This window comes from Arthrobacter flavus (assembly GCF_039526005.1).
Taxonomy (GTDB): domain Bacteria; phylum Actinomycetota; class Actinomycetes; order Actinomycetales; family Micrococcaceae; genus Arthrobacter_D; species Arthrobacter_D flavus.
Genome location: NZ_BAAAIJ010000059.1, coordinates 137,414 through 153,771, shown reverse-complemented (window position 1 = coordinate 153,771; position 16,358 = coordinate 137,414). Strand labels below are relative to the sequence as shown.

Here is a 16,358-nt window from a genome sequence, read left to right as displayed (position 1 = left end):
GCGTCACCCTCGAGGGTGACGCCCCACCTGCGGCGCTAGTTGTCCTTGTTGTCCCGCTTGTTGTCGTAGTCCAGACGGATGTCGTCGTCTGAGCGGGCGTCAAGACGCTCTGTTCCTGATTCGGGGAGCACCGCGTCATGGTTCGGCAGCTCCTGGCCATCAACAGCCGTGGGCCGGGAGCCGGTGGCCGAGGTGTCAGCGACAGGGCTGGTCAGCGAGGAGGCGTCGTCGGGGACGGCTGGGGTTTCTTCATCCTCGGCGGCCGGCTCAGGCTGCACCACCTTGGTGAGGGTCTGCATGTGCACCGTGGCCCTGGCACCGGGACCAAGCTCAAGCACTGCCTTATTGTTCTCTTCGTCGAGAGAAATCACTGTACCGAACAGGCCAAAGTTGGTCATCACTTCGGTGCCGGGAACCATCTGGGTGCGCTGCTCCTTGATGGTCTTCTGGGTCTTCTTCTGCCTCCGGAACATCATGAAGATCAATGCTCCGAGTGCCAGCGGCAAAAGCAGGCTGAAAATATCGAAGCCTTGCTCTGGGGCGGCAGTCTGGGCTAATAAGGTTGAGAACACAGAGTAATTCCGTTTCTATATCTTGGGATCCGCACGCACCTGACGTGCCGCACGTCATATCAGTGTAAAGGGAAACGGGATTGTCCGCGTCCTTCCGGTGCCTCTATCCCTCGGTGTTGGCCCATTCCGTGATCCCACTGTTGTCTTCGGCCAGGTTGTCTTCCGGGCCGTTTCCCTCCGGGAGCACGGTGAAGAGATCCTCCGGCATGGCAGCCGCAACATTGGCCGGCATAACGAGTCCCAGGTGGTCCCAGGCCGCCCGTGTGGCGATTCGCCCCCGGGGGGTCCGCCCCAGCATTCCCTCCCGCACCAGGTATGGTTCGGCGACGGTTTCGACTGTCTCGGGTTCCTCGCCGACGGCGATCGCGAGGGTCGAAAGTCCCACCGGACCGCCGTTGAATTTAGTGATCAGGGCGGTGAGCACGGCGCGATCGAGCCGGTCGAGGCCTTTGGCGTCCACTTCATACATGTCCAGCGCCGCCCCGGCGCAACGGGCGTCGATCAGATCGACGCCGTGCACCAACGCCCAGTCGCGCACCCGGCGGAGGAGCCGGTTGGCAATTCGCGGTGTACCTCGGGACCGGCCAGCCACCTCCGAGAACGCGGCCGAGTTAACCTTCATGTCCATCAGCATCGCTGATCGACGCAGGACCAGTTCGAGTTCTTCCGTGGAGTAGAACTCGAGGTGGCCGGTGAACCCGAAACGGTCCCGCAGGGGGCCGGGGAGCAGCCCGGCGCGGGTGGTGGCGCCGACCAGGGTGAACGGCGGCAGGTCCAACGGGATGGCTGTTGCGCCTGGCCCTTTGCCGACGATGATGTCAACCCGAAAATCTTCCATCGCCATGTACAGCATTTCCTCGGCGGGCCGGGACATCCGGTGAATTTCGTCGAGGAAGAGCACCTCGCCGTCGGTCAGGGAGGAGAGAATAGCCGCGAGATCGCCAGCGTGCTGGATGGCCGGTCCGGAGCTGATGCGCAGGGGCGCGTTCATCTCGGCCGCAATAATCATGGCCAGGGTGGTCTTGCCAAGACCCGGCGGGCCCGACAGCAATACGTGGTCGGCGGTCCTGCCGCGGAGCCGCGAGGCTTCCAACACCAGGGAGAGTTGTCGGCGGACCCGCTGCTGCCCGACAAAGTCATCAAGATTTTTGGGGCGCAGCGCCGCCTCCACCGCCCGGTCCTCTGGATCCCCCGTGGGCGAGACCACCGGGGCCTCCTCTCCCGCTGCACCGTCGCGAGCCATCAGCTGACCCGGCTCCGAGCCGAGGCGCGGGCGCCGTCCTGGCCGAGTCTGCGCAGGGTGAGTTTCAGGATCTCCCCCACGTTGCCAGCCGCGGCTACCTCTGGTGCTTCAGCCGTCGCTGCGTCTATGGCGCTGGTTGCGTCCTTCTCGGACCAGCCGAGCCCCATCATTGCCGTCAGGACCTGCCCCTGCCAGGCATTCTTCGGCGGGGCTCCGGCGGTGCCGAGCGGGACGAGCTTGTCGGCCAGCTCGAGGACGATCCGGCGGGCACCCTTCGGGCCGATTCCCGGAACCTTGCTGAACGCCTTGTCGTCGCCGGAGGAAGCGGCCACCCGGATGGCTTCCGGGGTGTGCACTGCCAGGACGGCCAGGGCAAGCCGCGGGCCGACGCCGCTGACCCCGAGCAGTGTTTCGAACACCTCGCGCTGGTCGGCTTCCTCGAACCCGAACAGCGTCATGGAGTCCTCGCGGACAATCATCGCCGTGAAGACCTGCGCTTCCTGCCCGGTGCGCAGGGTGGCGAGGGTCTGTGGGGTGGCCAGGATCTGCATGCCAAACCCGTTGACGTCCAGCACGGCCGAGTTGAGGCCAACGTGGCTGACGGTGCCGCGGAGGGAACTGATCATGCGCGCTACTCCAAAATTTCTATCCGAACATATCTACGAACAGCGTACTGGTTCCTGCCGGCTTTTACGGATGCGCCACACCGTCGGGCTACCTGCGCCGTCGGGCTTTGGCTTCGGCTTCGGCCCAGATCCGCTGCGCGGCCGTGGCGGTGCCACCGCTGGCCGAGGTCCGGTTGGCGGCAACTCCTTGCCGCCAGGCGTGGGTGATGGCCAGGGCCAAAGCGTCAGCGGCATCGGCTGGTTTGGGTGCCATTTCGAGCCGGAGGATTTTGGTGACCATCTTGGTGACCGCCACCTTGTCCGACTGCCCGTTGCCGGTGACGGCGGCCTTCACCTCGGTCGGGGTGTGAAGGGCCACCGGGATGCCACGCCGGGCAGCCGCTACCATGACGACGCCGGAGGCCTGGGCGGTGCCCATGACGGTACTGACGTTCAGCTGGCTGAACACGCGTTCAACGGCCAACACATCGGGGGCGTGGGTATCCAGCCACTCGTCGACGGCGTCGGAGATCACGAGCAGCCGACGGTCCAGTAACTGGTCGGCGGGGGTACCGACTACTCCCACGGCGACCAGCGTTGACCGACGGTTCGGTTCGATGTCGACAACGGCCAACCCGCAGCGTGTCAGCCCCGGGTCCACTCCCATCACGCGCAGGGTCATGCAGCGGCCCGGCGGTGATGCGACTGGGCGGGAAGGGTAGCCACTGGGTTTAGTCGTCGCCGTCCAGCTCGGCCAGCACCTCGTCGGAGAGGTCGGCGTTCGAGTAGACGTTCTGGACGTCGTCGAGGTCCTCGAGTGCGTCGACCAGGCGGATGAACTTGCGGGCGCCGTCGGCGTCGAGCTCTACCTGCATGGAGGGCACAAACTCGGCCTCATCGGTGTCGTAGTCGATCCCTGCTTCCTCAAGGCCGGCAACGACCGCACGGAGGTCCTGCGGCTCGGAAATGACCTCGAAGCGCCCGGCGGTTTCCTTGACCTCTTCGGCACCGGCGTCGAGCACAGCGAGGAGGAGGTCATCCTCGGTGAGTTCGTTGGCCGGGAGCGTGACCACACCCTTACGGGTGAAGAGGTAGGACACCGAGCCTGGATCGGCCATCGACCCACCATTGCGGGTAACACCCAACCGGACCTCCGAGGCGGCGCGGTTCTTGTTGTCGGTGAGGCATTCGATCAGCAGTGCCGAACCCTGCGGTCCGCGGGCCTCATACATGATGGTCTGGTATTCGACGGCGTCGCCCAGCAGACCGGCGCCGCGCTTCACGGCGCGGTTGATGTTGTCGATCGGCACAGACGTCTTCTTCGCCTTCTGCACGGCGAGTTCAAGACCAGGGTTGCCAGCCATGTCGGCGCCGCCTGCGCGGGCAGCCACCTCAATGTTTTTGATCAGTTTGGCAAAGGATTTGGCGCGCTTCGCATCAATCGCGGCCTTCTTGTGTTTGGTGGTTGCCCATTTAGAGTGCCCCGACATGATCTACCGTTCTCCTTACGATCATCTGCATAAACAATTCGTGTATCCGCCGCTCCCCGGTTACCTCGGGATGAAAGCTGGTGGCGAGCAGGTTCCCCGACCGCACCGCAACAATCCTAGCGACCCGGCCCGCATCCGGGTGCTGCCCCGTTAGATCGACCGTCTGAGCCGGTACCTGCGCGAGGACCTCGACCGAGGGTCCCACCCGCTCAACCCAGGGCGCCCTGATGAAGACCGCGTGGACCGGCTGGACCTTCCCGGAGCTGTCCGGGGGCAACCCCGAGAACTCGAGCTCCGTTTCGAAGGATTCGCGTTGCCGACCAAAAGCGTTGCGGCGAACGACGATGTCCAGCCCGCCGAGGGTCTGCTGCGGGCGGCCCTGAAGATCGGTCGCCGGGTCGGCGATAGCATCGGCGAGCATGATCATCCCTGCGCAGGATCCGTAGACCGGGAGCCCCGAGGCGATGAGTTCCTGCAGCGGCACAGCCAGGTCGAAGGCGCGGGTCAGTTTGTCGATCGCCGTCGACTCGCCGCCGGGAATGATGAGGCCGTCAATCCCGGCCAGCTCGCTGGGCCGGCGAATGGCGCTCGCCCTTCCGCCGAGGGCCTCGACGGTACGGATGTGTTCCCGCACGTCACCCTGGACGGCCAACACGCCGATATGCACGCTGGAAGTGTCCGGTGCGGGGAAAGTGGTCATCCCACCATTCTAGGTTGGGGTGCACGTCAGAGGATAAACCGCCGCCCTGACTGCGATAAGTTAGGTTCCATGTTTCCCTTTAGTGTGCTGGTCGGTAAGGCCGTGCGCCGCATCTCGCGGCTGCGTGGCGGGGGCTCGGCGCTGCCGGGCCTGGTGGTCGAGAAAATCGATCCGGGGTTCATGGGCCGCGCCCTGACCGGCCTGCCACATGGTGTGGTGGTGATCAGCGGAACCAATGGGAAGACGACCACCACGAAGATGGTGGTGGAACTGCTGCAGGGCCAGGGTCTGACGGTCTTCACCAACCGGACCGGCAGCAATTTTACCCGCGGGGTTGCCGCCGCGCTGTTGGGCGACGTGAACTGGCGGGGCAGGCTCAAAGCCGACATTGCCGTGCTGGAACTGGATGAGGCGCATGCGGTCCACTTTGTGAAGCTGGTACCTCCGACTCATTGCCTGCTGTTGAACGTGCTCCGCGACCAGCTCGACCGTTTTGGTGAGATTGACCAGACCACACGGTTGTTGGAACGGATTGCTGCGAAAACCACTGGCACGGTCGTCCTTAACCGCGAGGATCCCAGGGTGGCCGGCATTGCCTCGACTGTGCCGGCCGCGAACATCGCCTACTTCGGTCTCGATTCCTCATTGCGCAGCACCTTCCCCAACGACGACGAGCTGCGCGGCGACATCGGCGTCCCTCCCCCGTCGAGCCTCCCCGCCGATGTGATCCTCGAGCACGTCGACGGTAACTCGGCGTCCTTCCTGGTCGACGGTGAACTGACCAGCGTGGACCTTCGGCTCCGTGGTGTCTACAACATCTTCAATGCCGCAGCCGCTCTGGCCACGGCACGGGCCGTTCTGGGTGACGCCGTCAACCGGCCGGCCCTCTTCGCCTCCCTCGCCACCGTCGAGCCGGCCTTCGGCCGCGGCGAATCGCTCGTGGTGGACGGCACGCCACTGGAGCTGGTGCTGGTGAAGAATCCCAGCGGGTTCCGGCTGGGCCTGAAATCGTTCGATGCCACCGGGTACGCCACCATGATCGCCATCAATGACAACTACGCCGACGGCCGGGACATGTCCTGGCTGTGGGACGTCGACTTCGATTCGCTTGGTCTGGCCGGGGTGGACATGGTCAGCGGTGTCCGGGCCTACGACATGGCGCTGCGGCTGAAGTACGACGACGTCGACGTCCGCGCCGTCGAAACCGACACCACCGCGGCGTTGAAGGCGTTCATCAGCGCCACCCACGGCCAGCCGAAGCGCATTTTCTGCACCTACACGGCCATGCTCGCGGTCCGGCGCGACCTCTCCAAGATCACAACAGTCGAGGTGGTTTCCTGATGACCAAAGGCACCCTTAACATCCTGCAGCTCTACCCAAAGGAAATGAACATCTACGGCGACTGGGGCAACGTCCTGGTCCTGAAGCAGCGGCTGACCTGGCATGGCTATACCGCGAACATCCTTGAGCACAGCGCCGGCGACGACTTCCCCGACGACGTCGACCTGATCATCGGCGGCGGCGGACAGGACAGTGGACAACTGGTCATCCAGCAGGACCTGCAGGCCATCGCGCCGAGGCTCAGGGAGCTCGCCGAGGACGGTCTGCCCATGCTGGTGATTTGCGGGCTGTATCAGCTGTTCGGGAAGTTCTTCAAGACCCACGACGGCACGATCATCCCGGGCATCGGAATTCTTGACCTCGAAACTCATGGCACCAACGAACGTCTGATCGGCAACGTGGTCGCCGACAGCGAGGAGTTCGGCGAGATCCACGGGTACGAGAACCACAGTGGTCAAACCCATCTGGGTGCGGGAGTCAGGGCGCTGGGTACCGTCACCAAGGGTGCTGGTAACAACTCGCAAGATGGTCACGAGGGTGCACGCCACCTGAATGTTGTTGCAAGCTACCTGCACGGATCCCTGCTGCCGAAGAATCCGGCGATCGCCGATTTCCTGCTTCGGAAGGCTGCCGAACGGAAGTTCGGGTCCTTCGAGCCGGCTGATCTGGACGATAGTCTCGCCGATCTGGCCCGCCGACACGCAGGGGCGCGTCCCCGCTAGGTGTCCGCCAGGATCAGCTGTCGTCGGCGAGGTCCCAGGGGCGGGCGCCGTCGTCCACTGCACCGAAGGTGTCAACCACCGCGCCGATCCGTTCGCTGACCTCCGCTTCACGCTCGGGTGAGGAACAGGTGCCGGGCGCCTGCTTGGGCCCCAGCGCGCACCAGCGATACGGGTCGCTGACAATGATCGACGGCACCCAGGCCAGGTCGCTGACGCTCCAGTCGCCGTCGCTCTCGGCGAACTGGGCCCTGATCATCAGCCCCTCATTGTTGACGGCGTGCAGCGGAGACAACTCACTGACACCGTTGCCGAGCCCATAGACAATCCAGGTGTCGTTGTACTTTTCGATCGGCAGCACTGAGTGTGTGTGGTGTCCGTAGATGAAGTCGACCTCACCGCTATCAGCCAGGGCGTGGGCCACCTCCACCTGTTGAGCGTTGGGCAGCGTCGCATACTCGTCGCCGGCGTGGATGGCGGCGATGACGACGTCGGCCCCCTCCTCCCTGGCCTGCCGGGCCTTGGCGGTCATCACGTCGGCGTCGATCAGGTCCACCTGCCAGGGCTGTTCGGGGATCAGCCCGTTAAGACCGTAGGTCGCCTGAATGACAGCAACCCGTGCGGCGGGGGTTTCGAGGATCAGGACCTCCCCGGAGGCTGCCTCATCGGCGTAGGATCCGGTGTGGCCGAGCCCAAGTCCGTCCAGCACGTCGAGGGTGCGGGTCAAACCCTCAGTGCCAGCGTCGATGGTGTGATTGCTCGCAGTGGTGCAGGCGTCGTAGCCGACGGTTTTCGCAGCCTCAAGGATCTGGGGTGGCACGTTGAACTGTGGGTAGCCACTGAAGGGCCCCTCGGGGAGCGCCACCGGGGTTTCCATGTGGCAGATTCCGAGGTCGGCGTTGTCGAGGTAGTTGCGCTGCCCGGCCAGCAGTGGTTCAAAGTCGAACGGTACCGCAGCATTCCCGGGGGCATTGTCTTCGGCGGCGTCGGCGGCCGCCTGGTCCCACAGACCAGGGTGGAGCAGCAGGTCGCCAGTGGCTGCGACGCTGAAGCACCGGTCCGCGTCGCAGGGCGGGCCCTTCCCGGGAGTGCTCTCAGGGGTGGGATCGGCGACCGTTGAAGGAGCAGCCGGGCTGCCGGTCGTCGCAGCGGCGCCGGTCGTCGGACTCTGGCCTGCTGTTCCGCCCTGCCCAGCAGGGGTGCCGCCGTCCACTCCGGAGCAGCCACAGAGGAGCCCGGCGATGAGTGCCACTGAGGCGATCCTGCGTGGCTCAACTCCCACTTGCGACTCCTTTGACGGCTACCCCCATGATAGGCGCCCGACACGACCCTGCAGGGTCGCCTCGCGTTGTTTCGGAGCCAGGGGTGCTGCGGGGCTGACCAGCCATGTGTAAGGGTTGGTTGTTATGAGCAACCCCTTCCTTGCACCCAGTACCCTCCCCTATCAGCTCCCACCGTTTGGGATGATCCAGGACGACCATTACCTGCCAGCCTTCGAGACCGGTTTTGCCGAGCATCTTGCAGAGATCGACACCATCGTCTCCGCACAGGAACCGGCGGACTTCGAGAACACCATCGTGGCGCTTGAGCGGGCTGGTGAAACCCTGCGCCGGGTGGCCCTGGTGTTTTACAACAGCTCGTCCTCCCATTCGACTCCCGCCATTCAGGAGCTCGAAACCGAGGTGGCTCCCCGTTATGCCGCCCACCAAGACAACATTTTCCTGAACCGCGGATTGTTTGAACGGGTCAACACAGTCAGCACTGACGGGCTTGATGCCGAGGCGGCGCGCCTGGTCCAGGAATACGTGGACAGGTTTATCCGGGCAGGTGCCCAACTCGACGACGCAGCGCAGGATAGGCTCCGGGCGTTGAACACCGAACTGTCGCAACTCAGCACCGACTTCCAGCAGCGGCTGTTGAAGGACACCAACCGCTCAGCACTGCTGGTTGACACGGCTGAGGAACTGGCTGGCCTTTCAGCGGATGACATCGGCTCCGCTGCCGCAGCCGCCGAATCGGCCGGCCACCCAGGAAAGTATCTGCTGACCCTGATTCTGCCAACGGCCCAGCCTGCGCTCGAGACTCTCACCAACCGCACCACGCGTCAACGCCTGCATGAGGCGTCAGTGAACCGGGGCTTCACCGACAACGGCTACGGCACGCTGACCATCGCCGCACGGATGGCAGAGCTACGCGCCGAACGGGCTGCTCTGCTGGGCTTCGACAGCCACGCCGCGGCTGCCACGGACGACCAGACAGCTCCGTCGCTCGACGCCATTCACCGGATGCTGGGGCAACTGGCCCCAGCGGCGGTGCGCAATGCACGGGAAGAGATGGTGGAGCTGGAGGCCGCCGCCGGCCACCCGATTGAGGCATGGGACTGGGCGTATTACTCCGAAAAGGTACGTGCCGCCAAGTTTGACGTTGACCTCGCTTCGCTGCGGCAGTACTTCGAGTTGGAGCGGGTCCTGGAGGACGGGATTTTCTTCGCCGCCAACCGGTTGTACGGACTGACCTTCACTGAGCGGGACGACCTCGAGGGCTACCACCCAGAAGTACGGGTCTGGGAAGTCAAGGACGCCGACGGCACTGGGCTGGGCCTGTTCCTCGGTGACTACTACACCCGGGACACCAAGAATGGCGGGGCCTGGATGAACTCCTTTGTGGAGCAGTCGGCCCTGAACGGCACCCACGCGGTCGTCATCAACAACCTCAACATCCCCAAGCCGCCCGCTGGCGAGCCGACCCTGTTGACTTTCGATCAGGTGGTGACCACGTTCCACGAGTTCGGGCATGCACTGCACGGGTTGTTCTCATCGGTGACCTACCCCACCTTTTCGGGGACCAGTGTGCCGCGGGACTTCGTCGAGTACCCGTCGCAGGTCAACGAGATGTGGATTCTGTGGCCGGAGGTGGTGGCGAACTACGCCAAGCACTACCAGACGGGTGAGCCGCTGCCGGCCGAGACCGTCGACAAGTTGCTGGCCGCCCAGACCTGGGGTGAAGGTTTCGCGACCACCGAGTACCTGGGAGCAGCGCTGCTGGACCTGGCCTGGCACGCGATCCCGGCAGGGGCCACCATCGAGGACCCGGTGGAGTTCGAACGGGAGGCGCTCGCCACGGCGGGACTCGATTTCTCCCCTGTCCCGCCGCGCTACCGCACCGGTTACTTCAAGCACATCTTTGCGGGCGGGTATTCGGCTGCCTATTACGCCTACATCTGGAGCGAGGTGCTGGACGCTGACACGGTCGAGTGGTTCAAATCCTCGGGCGGCTTGACCCGCGAAAACGGTGACCACTTCCGGACCGAGCTGCTCTCCCGCGGCAACAGCATTGATCCGTTGCAGGCGTTCCGCAACTTCCGTGGCCGCGACGCCATGATTGAGCCGCTGTTGACTCGCCGAGGGCTGGTCTAAGTCACCATGGTCACCATCGCGGCGTGCCAGCGCCTGCAACGTTCCTGGTTTGCAGCGCTGTCCTCGGCAACGGGGGGACGCACCTTCACGACCCACGGGTCCGACTGGGTGTGGCTGCCAGCGCGCCGCGAACTAATCCTGCTTTTTCCGCAGGAGATCTCTCCGGCGGGGATTCGGCCGGCGTTGGCTGAGGGTGTCCGCCTTGGTGCCCACACAGTGGGCGCCTGGCTGGGCGGCGGCGTCAAGGGCGCGTCCCTGACCGGGCTGGGATTTAGCCCAGGCTGGCAGCCCTGGTGGATGGCCGCGCCGGTTGAGGAGCCAGCCGGGTACGACAAGGGCGCCGCGGTCCTGTCCACCGAGGTCCCCGAATATGGGGGGCCACTGGCGCAAGAGCTCAGGGTGGTGCGGTCCCAGCCTCGGCAGGCGTGGCACGCCGTGGCACGGGTGGATGGCACGGTTGCCGGTGCAGGGTATTCGTTTTACCCATCGGGGGTTCCCGGGCTCCGGGGATTAGGCGGCGTCTTTAACATGGAGGTTTTGCCGGAGTATCAGCGGCGCGGTCTGGGCACTGCGCTGCTGAGCAAGCTTGCCACGGCTGCTGCTGCCTCGGGCGCCGAGCATCTGGCGTTGAACGCGACCCCACAGGGTTATGAACTGTACTCACAGCGGGGTTTCGAACTGATCGGCAGGGGCCAGACCTACTGGCTCCAGCTGTAGCTCACAAAAGAGCGGACCACCAGAATCTGGTGGTCCGCTCTTTTGTTTTCGGTAACCTGCGTGCTTACCAGCCGCGCTCAGCGAGGCGGTGAGGCTCAGGGATTTCGTCCACGTTGATGCCGACCATCGCTTCGCCGAGGCCACGGGAGACCTTGGCGATCATCTCGGGATCATCGTGAAAGGTGGTGGCCTTCACGATGGCCGCGGCACGTTCGGCCGGGTTGCCTGACTTGAAGATCCCGGAGCCGACAAACACGCCGTCGGCGCCCAGCTGCATCATCATTGCCGCATCGGACGGGGTGGCGATTCCGCCGGCGGTGAAGAGCACCACCGGGAGCTTACCGGTCCGGGCAACCTCCTTGACCAGATCAAACGGAGCCTGAAGTTCCTTGGCGGCGACATACAGCTCATCCTCGGCCATCGACGATAGACGTGAGATCTCCGACCGGATTTTCCTCATGTGCATCGTGGCGTTGGAGACGTCACCGGTGCCAGCCTCGCCCTTGGACCTGATCATTGCGGCACCTTCATTGAGGCGGCGCAGCGCCTCGCCGAGGTTTGTCGCACCGCAGACGAAGGGAACGGTGAACTTCCATTTGTCGATGTGGTTGGCGTAGTCAGCCGGGGTCAGGACCTCGGACTCGTCAATGTAATCGACGCCAAGGGACTGCAGCACCTGCGCCTCAACAAAGTGGCCGATCCTCGCCTTTGCCATCACCGGGATGGAGACCGCCTCGATGATGCTGTCGATCATGTCGGGATCGCTCATTCGGGACACGCCACCCTGCGCACGGATGTCGGCGGGTACCCGCTCAAGCGCCATGACGGCGACGGCGCCCGCATCTTCGGCGATGCGTGCCTGCTCTGCGGTGACCACGTCCATGATGACGCCGCCCTTGAGCATTTCTGCCATGCCGCGCTTGACCCGGCTACTGCCGGTCACGGGCGCGGTTGTCGAATTTTCTTCAACGGTGGACACAATTCGCCCCTAAGTTAGGTAAAAGGTAACAATTAATAATACGCCCGCGGATGGCCCGGATCTGCCGCTAGCGGGTCTCGTTGGCAGCCATCGCCTGTTTATGGACTGCCACCACCCGCTGGATCACTGTTGCCGTGCTCGCGAGGGCCAGGAGAATGAGCACGGTGAGCAGGACCACCTCGGGCAGTCCCAACCCGGTCAGCCCGGTCACCACCAACACCGACACCAGTCGTTCAGCGCGTTCGGCGATCCCCACGTTGGCGGTGAACCCCAACGACTCGGCTTTGGCCCGCGCGTAGGAGACCAGCATGCCGAGAACCAGGCACGCCAGCGCAGCTATGGCGATGGGCGTGTTGTCGCCGCCACCGAAGAACCAGATGGCTACCCCGGCGAACAGGGCGCCGTCGGCAATCCGGTCGAGAGTTGAATCGAGGAAGTTGCCCCAGGTCCCCCCTGCGCCCTTGATCCGCGCCATGACGCCGTCGACCAGGTCGGAGAAGACGAAGACGGTGATGAAGACTGTACCCCAGAACAGTTCGCCCATTGGGTAAAAAACGAGGGCTCCGACGGCGACGCCGATGGTTCCGACGATGGTCACGGCATCGGGTGAGACGCCCCATTTGAGCAACAGCTTTGCCAGCGGGGTGAACAGGGACGAAAAAAAGCTGCGCGCATACTTATTCAGCATGTGCTCCCCCAGCCTGCTGGGTCTGAGTCTCCGGGGCCTTCGACCAGGCGTCGGCCATCTGGGTCCTTACCTCATCGAGGGTCTGGGTGATCGCCTTGGTCTGGGCAATAATCGGCAGGAAGTTGCCGTCGCCACCCCACCGCGGCACCACATGCTGGTGCAGGTGTGCTGCGATGCCGGCGCCACCGGTCACGCCCTGGTTCATACCAAGGTTGAATCCGGTGGGTTTGGCCACCTCCCGCAGCACGCGCATCGCCGTCTGGGTGAGCTCGGCGATCTCGACCGTCTCGGCGGCGTCGACGTCGGTGTAGTCGGGAACGTGACGGTACGGGCAGACCAGCAGGTGACCCGGGTTGTAGGGGAACAGATTGAGGATCACGTAGGCGTGGGTGCCGCGGTGCACGATGAGGGATTCCTCGTCGCTGCGCGACGGCGCCACACAGAAGGGGCAGTCCTTGTCCTTGAACTGGGATTGCCCGCCCTTGATGTACGCCATCCGATGCGGAGTCCACAGGCGCTGAAAAGCGTCGGGCACTCCGGCAAGCTCAAAGTCGTCCCTCACGTCGTCGTCGCCGGGATAACCCCCGTCGGCGTTCACTCCGTCAGCCCCCGTCGTACCCTCCATAGGCTTTACTTGTCCCGATTCCGGACAGCCTCGACGATGCGCCGGACTGCCTCGTCGACCGGCACCTGGTTGTCCTGGCTGCCATCGCGGAACCTGAACGATACTGCTCCGGCGTCCTGGTCGTCACCCCCAGCGATCAGCACAAAGGGAACCTTTTCCTTGCTCGCGGTGCGGATCTTCTTGGGGAACCGGTCGGTGCCGATGTCCACCTGGGCGCGGATACCCTCGGCCTTGAGTTTGTCGACGACGTCGAACAGGTACTCGTTGAAAGCCTCGGCGACCGGAATGGCCAGCACCTGGACTGGTGCAAGCCAGGCCGGGAACGCACCGGCGTAGTGCTCGGTGAGGACGCCCATGAACCGTTCGATGGAGCCGAACAGGGCGCGGTGGATCATCACCGGACGCTGACGGGTTCCGTCGGCGGCCTGGTATTCGAGTTCAAACCGTTCCGGCAGGTTGAAGTCCAGCTGGATGGTGGACATCTGCCAGGTGCGGCCGATGGCGTCGCGGGCCTGGACCGAGATCTTGGGACCGTAGAACGCGGCTCCGCCTGGATCGGGACGCAGTTCCAGTCCTGAGGCTTCGCCCACCTCGGCGAGGGTCCGGGTTGCCTCGTCCCAGATCTCATCCGAGCCCACCGACTTTTCGGGGTTCTTGGTGGAGAGCTCCAGGTAGAAGTCATCCAGCCCATAGTCCTTGAGCAGGCCAAGCACAAAGTTAAGTGTCTCGGTGAGCTCGTCCTTCATCTGTTCGCGGGTGCAGTAGATGTGGGCGTCGTCCTGGGTCATGCCACGGACGCGCGTCAGGCCGTGCACCACGCCTGACTTTTCGTACCGGTAGACGGAGCCGAACTCGAACATGCGCAGCGGCAGCTCGCGGTAGGACCGGCCCCGGGACTTGAAGATCAGGTTGTGCATGGGGCAGTTCATCGGTTTGAGGTAGTAGTCCTGGCCCGGCTTGCGCACGGTGCCGTCCTCATTGAGTTCCTCGTCGACGTGCATCGCCGGGAACATGCCGTCGCGGTACCAGTCCAGGTGGCCCGACACCTCGTAGAGGTGGCCCTTCGTGATGTGAGGGGTGTAGACGAACTCGTAGCCGGCGTCGACGTGGCGCTGGCGTGAGTAGTCCTCCATCGCCTTGCGGATGATGCCGCCCTTGGGGTGGAACACGGGCAGGCCCGAGCCCAGCTCGTCGGGGAAGGAAAACAGGTCAAGTTCGGTGCCGAGCTTGCGGTGGTCGCGGCGCTCCGCTTCGGCGATGCGCTCCTGGTAGGCCTTGAGCTCGTCCTTGGTAGGCCAGGCGGTGCCGTAGATGCGCTGCAGCTGGGGGTTCTTCTCGCTGCCGCGCCAGTATGCGGCGGCCGAGCGGGTCAGCGCGTAGGCGTTGGAGATGAGCTTGGTGTTGGGCAGGTGGGGGCCGCGGCACAGGTCTTGCCAGACGACGTCGCCGCTCTTGCGGTCAATGTTGTCGTAAATGGTCAGTTCGCCTGCGCCGACTTCAACCGAGGCGCCGTCGTCGTCGGTGATGTCTCCCGATCCGCCCTTGAGGCCGATGAGTTCCAGCTTGTAGGGCTCGTTGGCCATCGCTTCGCGGGCCTCAGCCTCGGTCGCGACGCGGCGGACAAACAGCTGGTTGCTGTTGACGATCTTCAGCATCATTTTTTCGAGCTGCTTCAGGTCTTCCGGCGTGAAGGGGGTCTCGACGTCGAAGTCGAAATAGAAGCCGTCAGTAATGTAGGGGCCAATACCCAATTTGGCGCCGGGGCGCAGCTGTTGCACCGCCTGTGCCATGACGTGGGCCGCGGAGTGACGCAGCACTTCCAGTCCCTCGGGCGAACCGATTGTTATGGGTTCCACCTTGGCGCCGGCGGGGATGGGCTGATCCAGGTCCACCAGTTCGCCGTCAACGCGGACGACGACGACGTCGCGGCGTTCGGCGAAAAGATCAACGCCGGTAGTGCCCGTAGTCACCTGGTGCTCTTCGCCGTCGACGAGGAGGGTGATAAGGGAAGGCGCTGACACAGTGGTCTCCTAGCAAAGGTGGTGCGGTGGGTTAACTCTTTGATGGTATCCGCTGCGCCTGACGCGACCAACAACCTCACTGGCGCGCGCCGGTGCTGAACCGTGAATGTGTCAGTAGGATCAACTCATGAAACCTAAGGTCTCAGTCATCACGCTGGGCGTCCGCAACCTCGAAACGGCTTACACTTTCTACGCAAAGGCACTGGGTTGGGACCCTCTGGTATACGTTCCAGATGAGGTTGCATTCTTCCAGGTGGGCAATGGTTTGGTGCTATCCCTCTTCAGGGGCGACCATCTGGCCGCCGAAGCCGGAAATATTGGGCACGGTCCAGTTGCGCCTCCGCTGACCTTGGGCCACAACGTGGATTCCCCCGAAGAGGTGGATACCGTCCTCAATGCCGCTGTTGCCGCAGGAGCAGAACTGGTTGCCGAGGGAACCGCGATGAGCTGGGGCGGCTATTCAGGGTATTTCGCGGATCCTGATGGCTTTCTCTGGGAGGTCTGCCATAATCCGGGACTATCAATCTCCGACGACGGCACCGTGTCACTCCGCGAAATCGTCTGACCTGCAGCGACCCGAAAACGCTGTTCTGAGAACACTGTTCGTCCTGCGGAATCTAAATGATCCCGCGGGTGTTGGACACTGTGCAGGGAATAATCGACCCCCGCACCCAACATCTTCAGCCTTCCGTCTGAAGGTTTCGACAACTCACGAAGGAGCACCGTGGACTACACTCCCGATGCCGGCACGATCACCATGTTCTCAACCAGCTGGTGCGGCTACTGCCGTCGGCTCAAGAAGCAGCTGGATGCCAAGGGGATCGGCTACACCGAGATCAACATCGAAGAGGTAGAAGGCACCGCGGCGCTGGTGGAATCCCTCAACGGCGGCAACCAGACGGTCCCGACGGTACTCTTCCCTGATGGTTCTGCAGCCACCAACCCCTCAGTGTCGGACGTCATGGCAAGGATCGCTAGCTAGCCCAGTCGGCCATTTCTCCCCCATGCCCCTCTGATACCACTGTGATTCACCAGCGCTAGAAGGGTGGTGGGTCGGGGTTGGTGGTGTAGGTTTTGCCGGTGAGTGAGGTGGCGGTGAGGGTGCCGGGTTCGGGTTGTTGGTAGTGCCAGTAGCCGTCGGTTTTGAGTTTGTGGTGTTTGCGGCAGAGTGCTGCGAGGTTGTCGTAGCTGGTGGTTCCGCCCTGGTGCCAGGGGATGGTGTGGTCGAGGTCGCAGGCCGGT

18 protein-coding genes are annotated in these 16,358 nt (G+C 63.9%); 6 read left to right on the top strand and 12 right to left on the bottom strand.

The annotated features are described in order from the left end of the window. Window positions 1-35: 35 nt before the first annotated feature. From ABD059_RS15705 to pdxT, 6 genes are all read right to left on the bottom strand, one after another. Window positions 36-572: a preprotein translocase subunit YajC gene (locus tag ABD059_RS15705; RefSeq protein WP_343881744.1), complete on the bottom strand. Its 537-nt coding sequence runs from the start codon at window positions 570-572 to the stop codon at window positions 36-38. Window positions 573-675: 103 nt separating this feature from the next. Then, window positions 676-1,815 (bottom strand): Holliday junction branch migration DNA helicase RuvB, encoded by a 1,140-nt coding sequence (gene ruvB / locus ABD059_RS15700; RefSeq protein ID WP_343881742.1) that lies wholly within the window; start codon window positions 1,813-1,815, stop codon window positions 676-678. Next, on the bottom strand, window positions 1,815-2,441 hold the full coding sequence (gene ruvA, locus ABD059_RS15695) for a Holliday junction branch migration protein RuvA (protein WP_343881740.1): 627 nt from the start codon (window positions 2,439-2,441) through the stop codon (window positions 1,815-1,817). The genes ruvB and ruvA overlap by 1 nt, the downstream gene beginning before the upstream one ends. An 88-nt stretch (window positions 2,442-2,529) precedes the next feature. Beyond that, the gene (gene ruvC, locus ABD059_RS15690) at window positions 2,530-3,102 is read right to left on the bottom strand and encodes a crossover junction endodeoxyribonuclease RuvC (protein ID WP_343881738.1); all 573 of its coding nucleotides are present in this window, start codon (window positions 3,100-3,102) and stop codon (window positions 2,530-2,532) included. A gap of 49 nt (window positions 3,103-3,151) precedes the next feature. Beyond that, window positions 3,152-3,910: a YebC/PmpR family DNA-binding transcriptional regulator gene (locus ABD059_RS15685; protein WP_343881736.1), complete on the bottom strand. Its 759-nt coding sequence runs from the start codon at window positions 3,908-3,910 to the stop codon at window positions 3,152-3,154. Continuing rightward, window positions 3,894-4,610, bottom strand: coding sequence for a pyridoxal 5'-phosphate synthase glutaminase subunit PdxT (gene pdxT / locus ABD059_RS15680; protein WP_343881734.1), 717 nt, complete (start codon window positions 4,608-4,610; stop codon window positions 3,894-3,896). Before pdxT ends, ABD059_RS15685 begins: the two co-directional genes overlap by 17 nt. Before the next feature lie 69 nt (window positions 4,611-4,679). On the opposite strand from pdxT, the gene ABD059_RS15675 reads away from it, so the two are divergent. Further along, window positions 4,680-5,951, top strand: a complete 1,272-nt coding sequence (locus ABD059_RS15675) for a Mur ligase family protein (RefSeq protein WP_343881732.1) — start codon at window positions 4,680-4,682, stop codon at window positions 5,949-5,951. Then, window positions 5,951-6,673: a type 1 glutamine amidotransferase gene (locus tag ABD059_RS15670; protein ID WP_343881730.1), complete on the top strand. Its 723-nt coding sequence runs from the start codon at window positions 5,951-5,953 to the stop codon at window positions 6,671-6,673. The genes ABD059_RS15675 and ABD059_RS15670 overlap by 1 nt, the downstream gene beginning before the upstream one ends. Before the next feature lie 13 nt (window positions 6,674-6,686). Here ABD059_RS15670 and ABD059_RS15665 read toward each other — a convergent pair whose 3' ends face one another. Beyond that, window positions 6,687-7,952 carry a CapA family protein gene (locus ABD059_RS15665; protein ID WP_343881728.1) on the bottom strand — a complete coding sequence of 422 codons (1,266 nt, stop codon included), beginning with the start codon at window positions 7,950-7,952 and terminating at the stop codon, window positions 6,687-6,689. A gap of 124 nt (window positions 7,953-8,076) precedes the next feature. Here ABD059_RS15665 and ABD059_RS15660 point away from each other — a divergent pair, with 124 nt between their 5' ends. After that, complete coding sequence (locus ABD059_RS15660; RefSeq protein WP_343881726.1) at window positions 8,077-10,086, top strand: M3 family metallopeptidase; 2,010 nt, start codon at window positions 8,077-8,079, stop codon at window positions 10,084-10,086. A gap of 6 nt (window positions 10,087-10,092) precedes the next feature. After that, complete coding sequence (locus tag ABD059_RS15655) at window positions 10,093-10,803, top strand: GNAT family N-acetyltransferase (RefSeq protein WP_343881724.1); 711 nt, start codon at window positions 10,093-10,095, stop codon at window positions 10,801-10,803. 64 nt (window positions 10,804-10,867) lie between these two features. Here the strand turns inward: ABD059_RS15655 and pdxS are convergent, their stop codons facing one another. The 4 genes from pdxS to thrS form a co-directional block, all read right to left on the bottom strand. Next, window positions 10,868-11,782, bottom strand: a complete 915-nt coding sequence (gene pdxS / locus ABD059_RS15650) for a pyridoxal 5'-phosphate synthase lyase subunit PdxS (RefSeq protein WP_343881722.1) — start codon at window positions 11,780-11,782, stop codon at window positions 10,868-10,870. Between the two features lie 67 nt (window positions 11,783-11,849). Then, window positions 11,850-12,470 (bottom strand): phosphatidylinositol phosphate synthase, encoded by a 621-nt coding sequence (gene pgsA, locus ABD059_RS15645; protein ID WP_343881720.1) that lies wholly within the window; start codon window positions 12,468-12,470, stop codon window positions 11,850-11,852. Then, window positions 12,460-13,095, bottom strand: a complete 636-nt coding sequence (locus ABD059_RS15640) for an HIT family protein (protein WP_343881718.1) — start codon at window positions 13,093-13,095, stop codon at window positions 12,460-12,462. Before ABD059_RS15640 ends, pgsA begins: the two co-directional genes overlap by 11 nt. A gap of 5 nt (window positions 13,096-13,100) precedes the next feature. Then, on the bottom strand, window positions 13,101-15,116 hold the full coding sequence (thrS, locus tag ABD059_RS15635; protein WP_343881716.1) for a threonine--tRNA ligase: 2,016 nt from the start codon (window positions 15,114-15,116) through the stop codon (window positions 13,101-13,103). Between the two features lie 127 nt (window positions 15,117-15,243). Between thrS and ABD059_RS15630 the strand changes: the two genes are divergently transcribed. After that, entirely contained in the window at window positions 15,244-15,681 is a 438-nt protein-coding gene (locus ABD059_RS15630) for a VOC family protein (RefSeq protein ID WP_343881714.1), read from the top strand. A 159-nt stretch (window positions 15,682-15,840) separates the two neighbouring features. Then, a complete protein-coding gene (locus ABD059_RS15625; protein ID WP_343881712.1) occupies window positions 15,841-16,098 on the top strand; it encodes a mycoredoxin in 258 nt (85 codons plus the stop codon). A 55-nt stretch (window positions 16,099-16,153) separates the two neighbouring features. On the opposite strand, the gene ABD059_RS15620 is transcribed toward ABD059_RS15625, so the two are convergent. Then, window positions 16,154-16,358: HNH endonuclease (locus tag ABD059_RS15620; RefSeq protein WP_343881710.1), on the bottom strand; the 205-nt coding region annotated here is incomplete at its 5' end.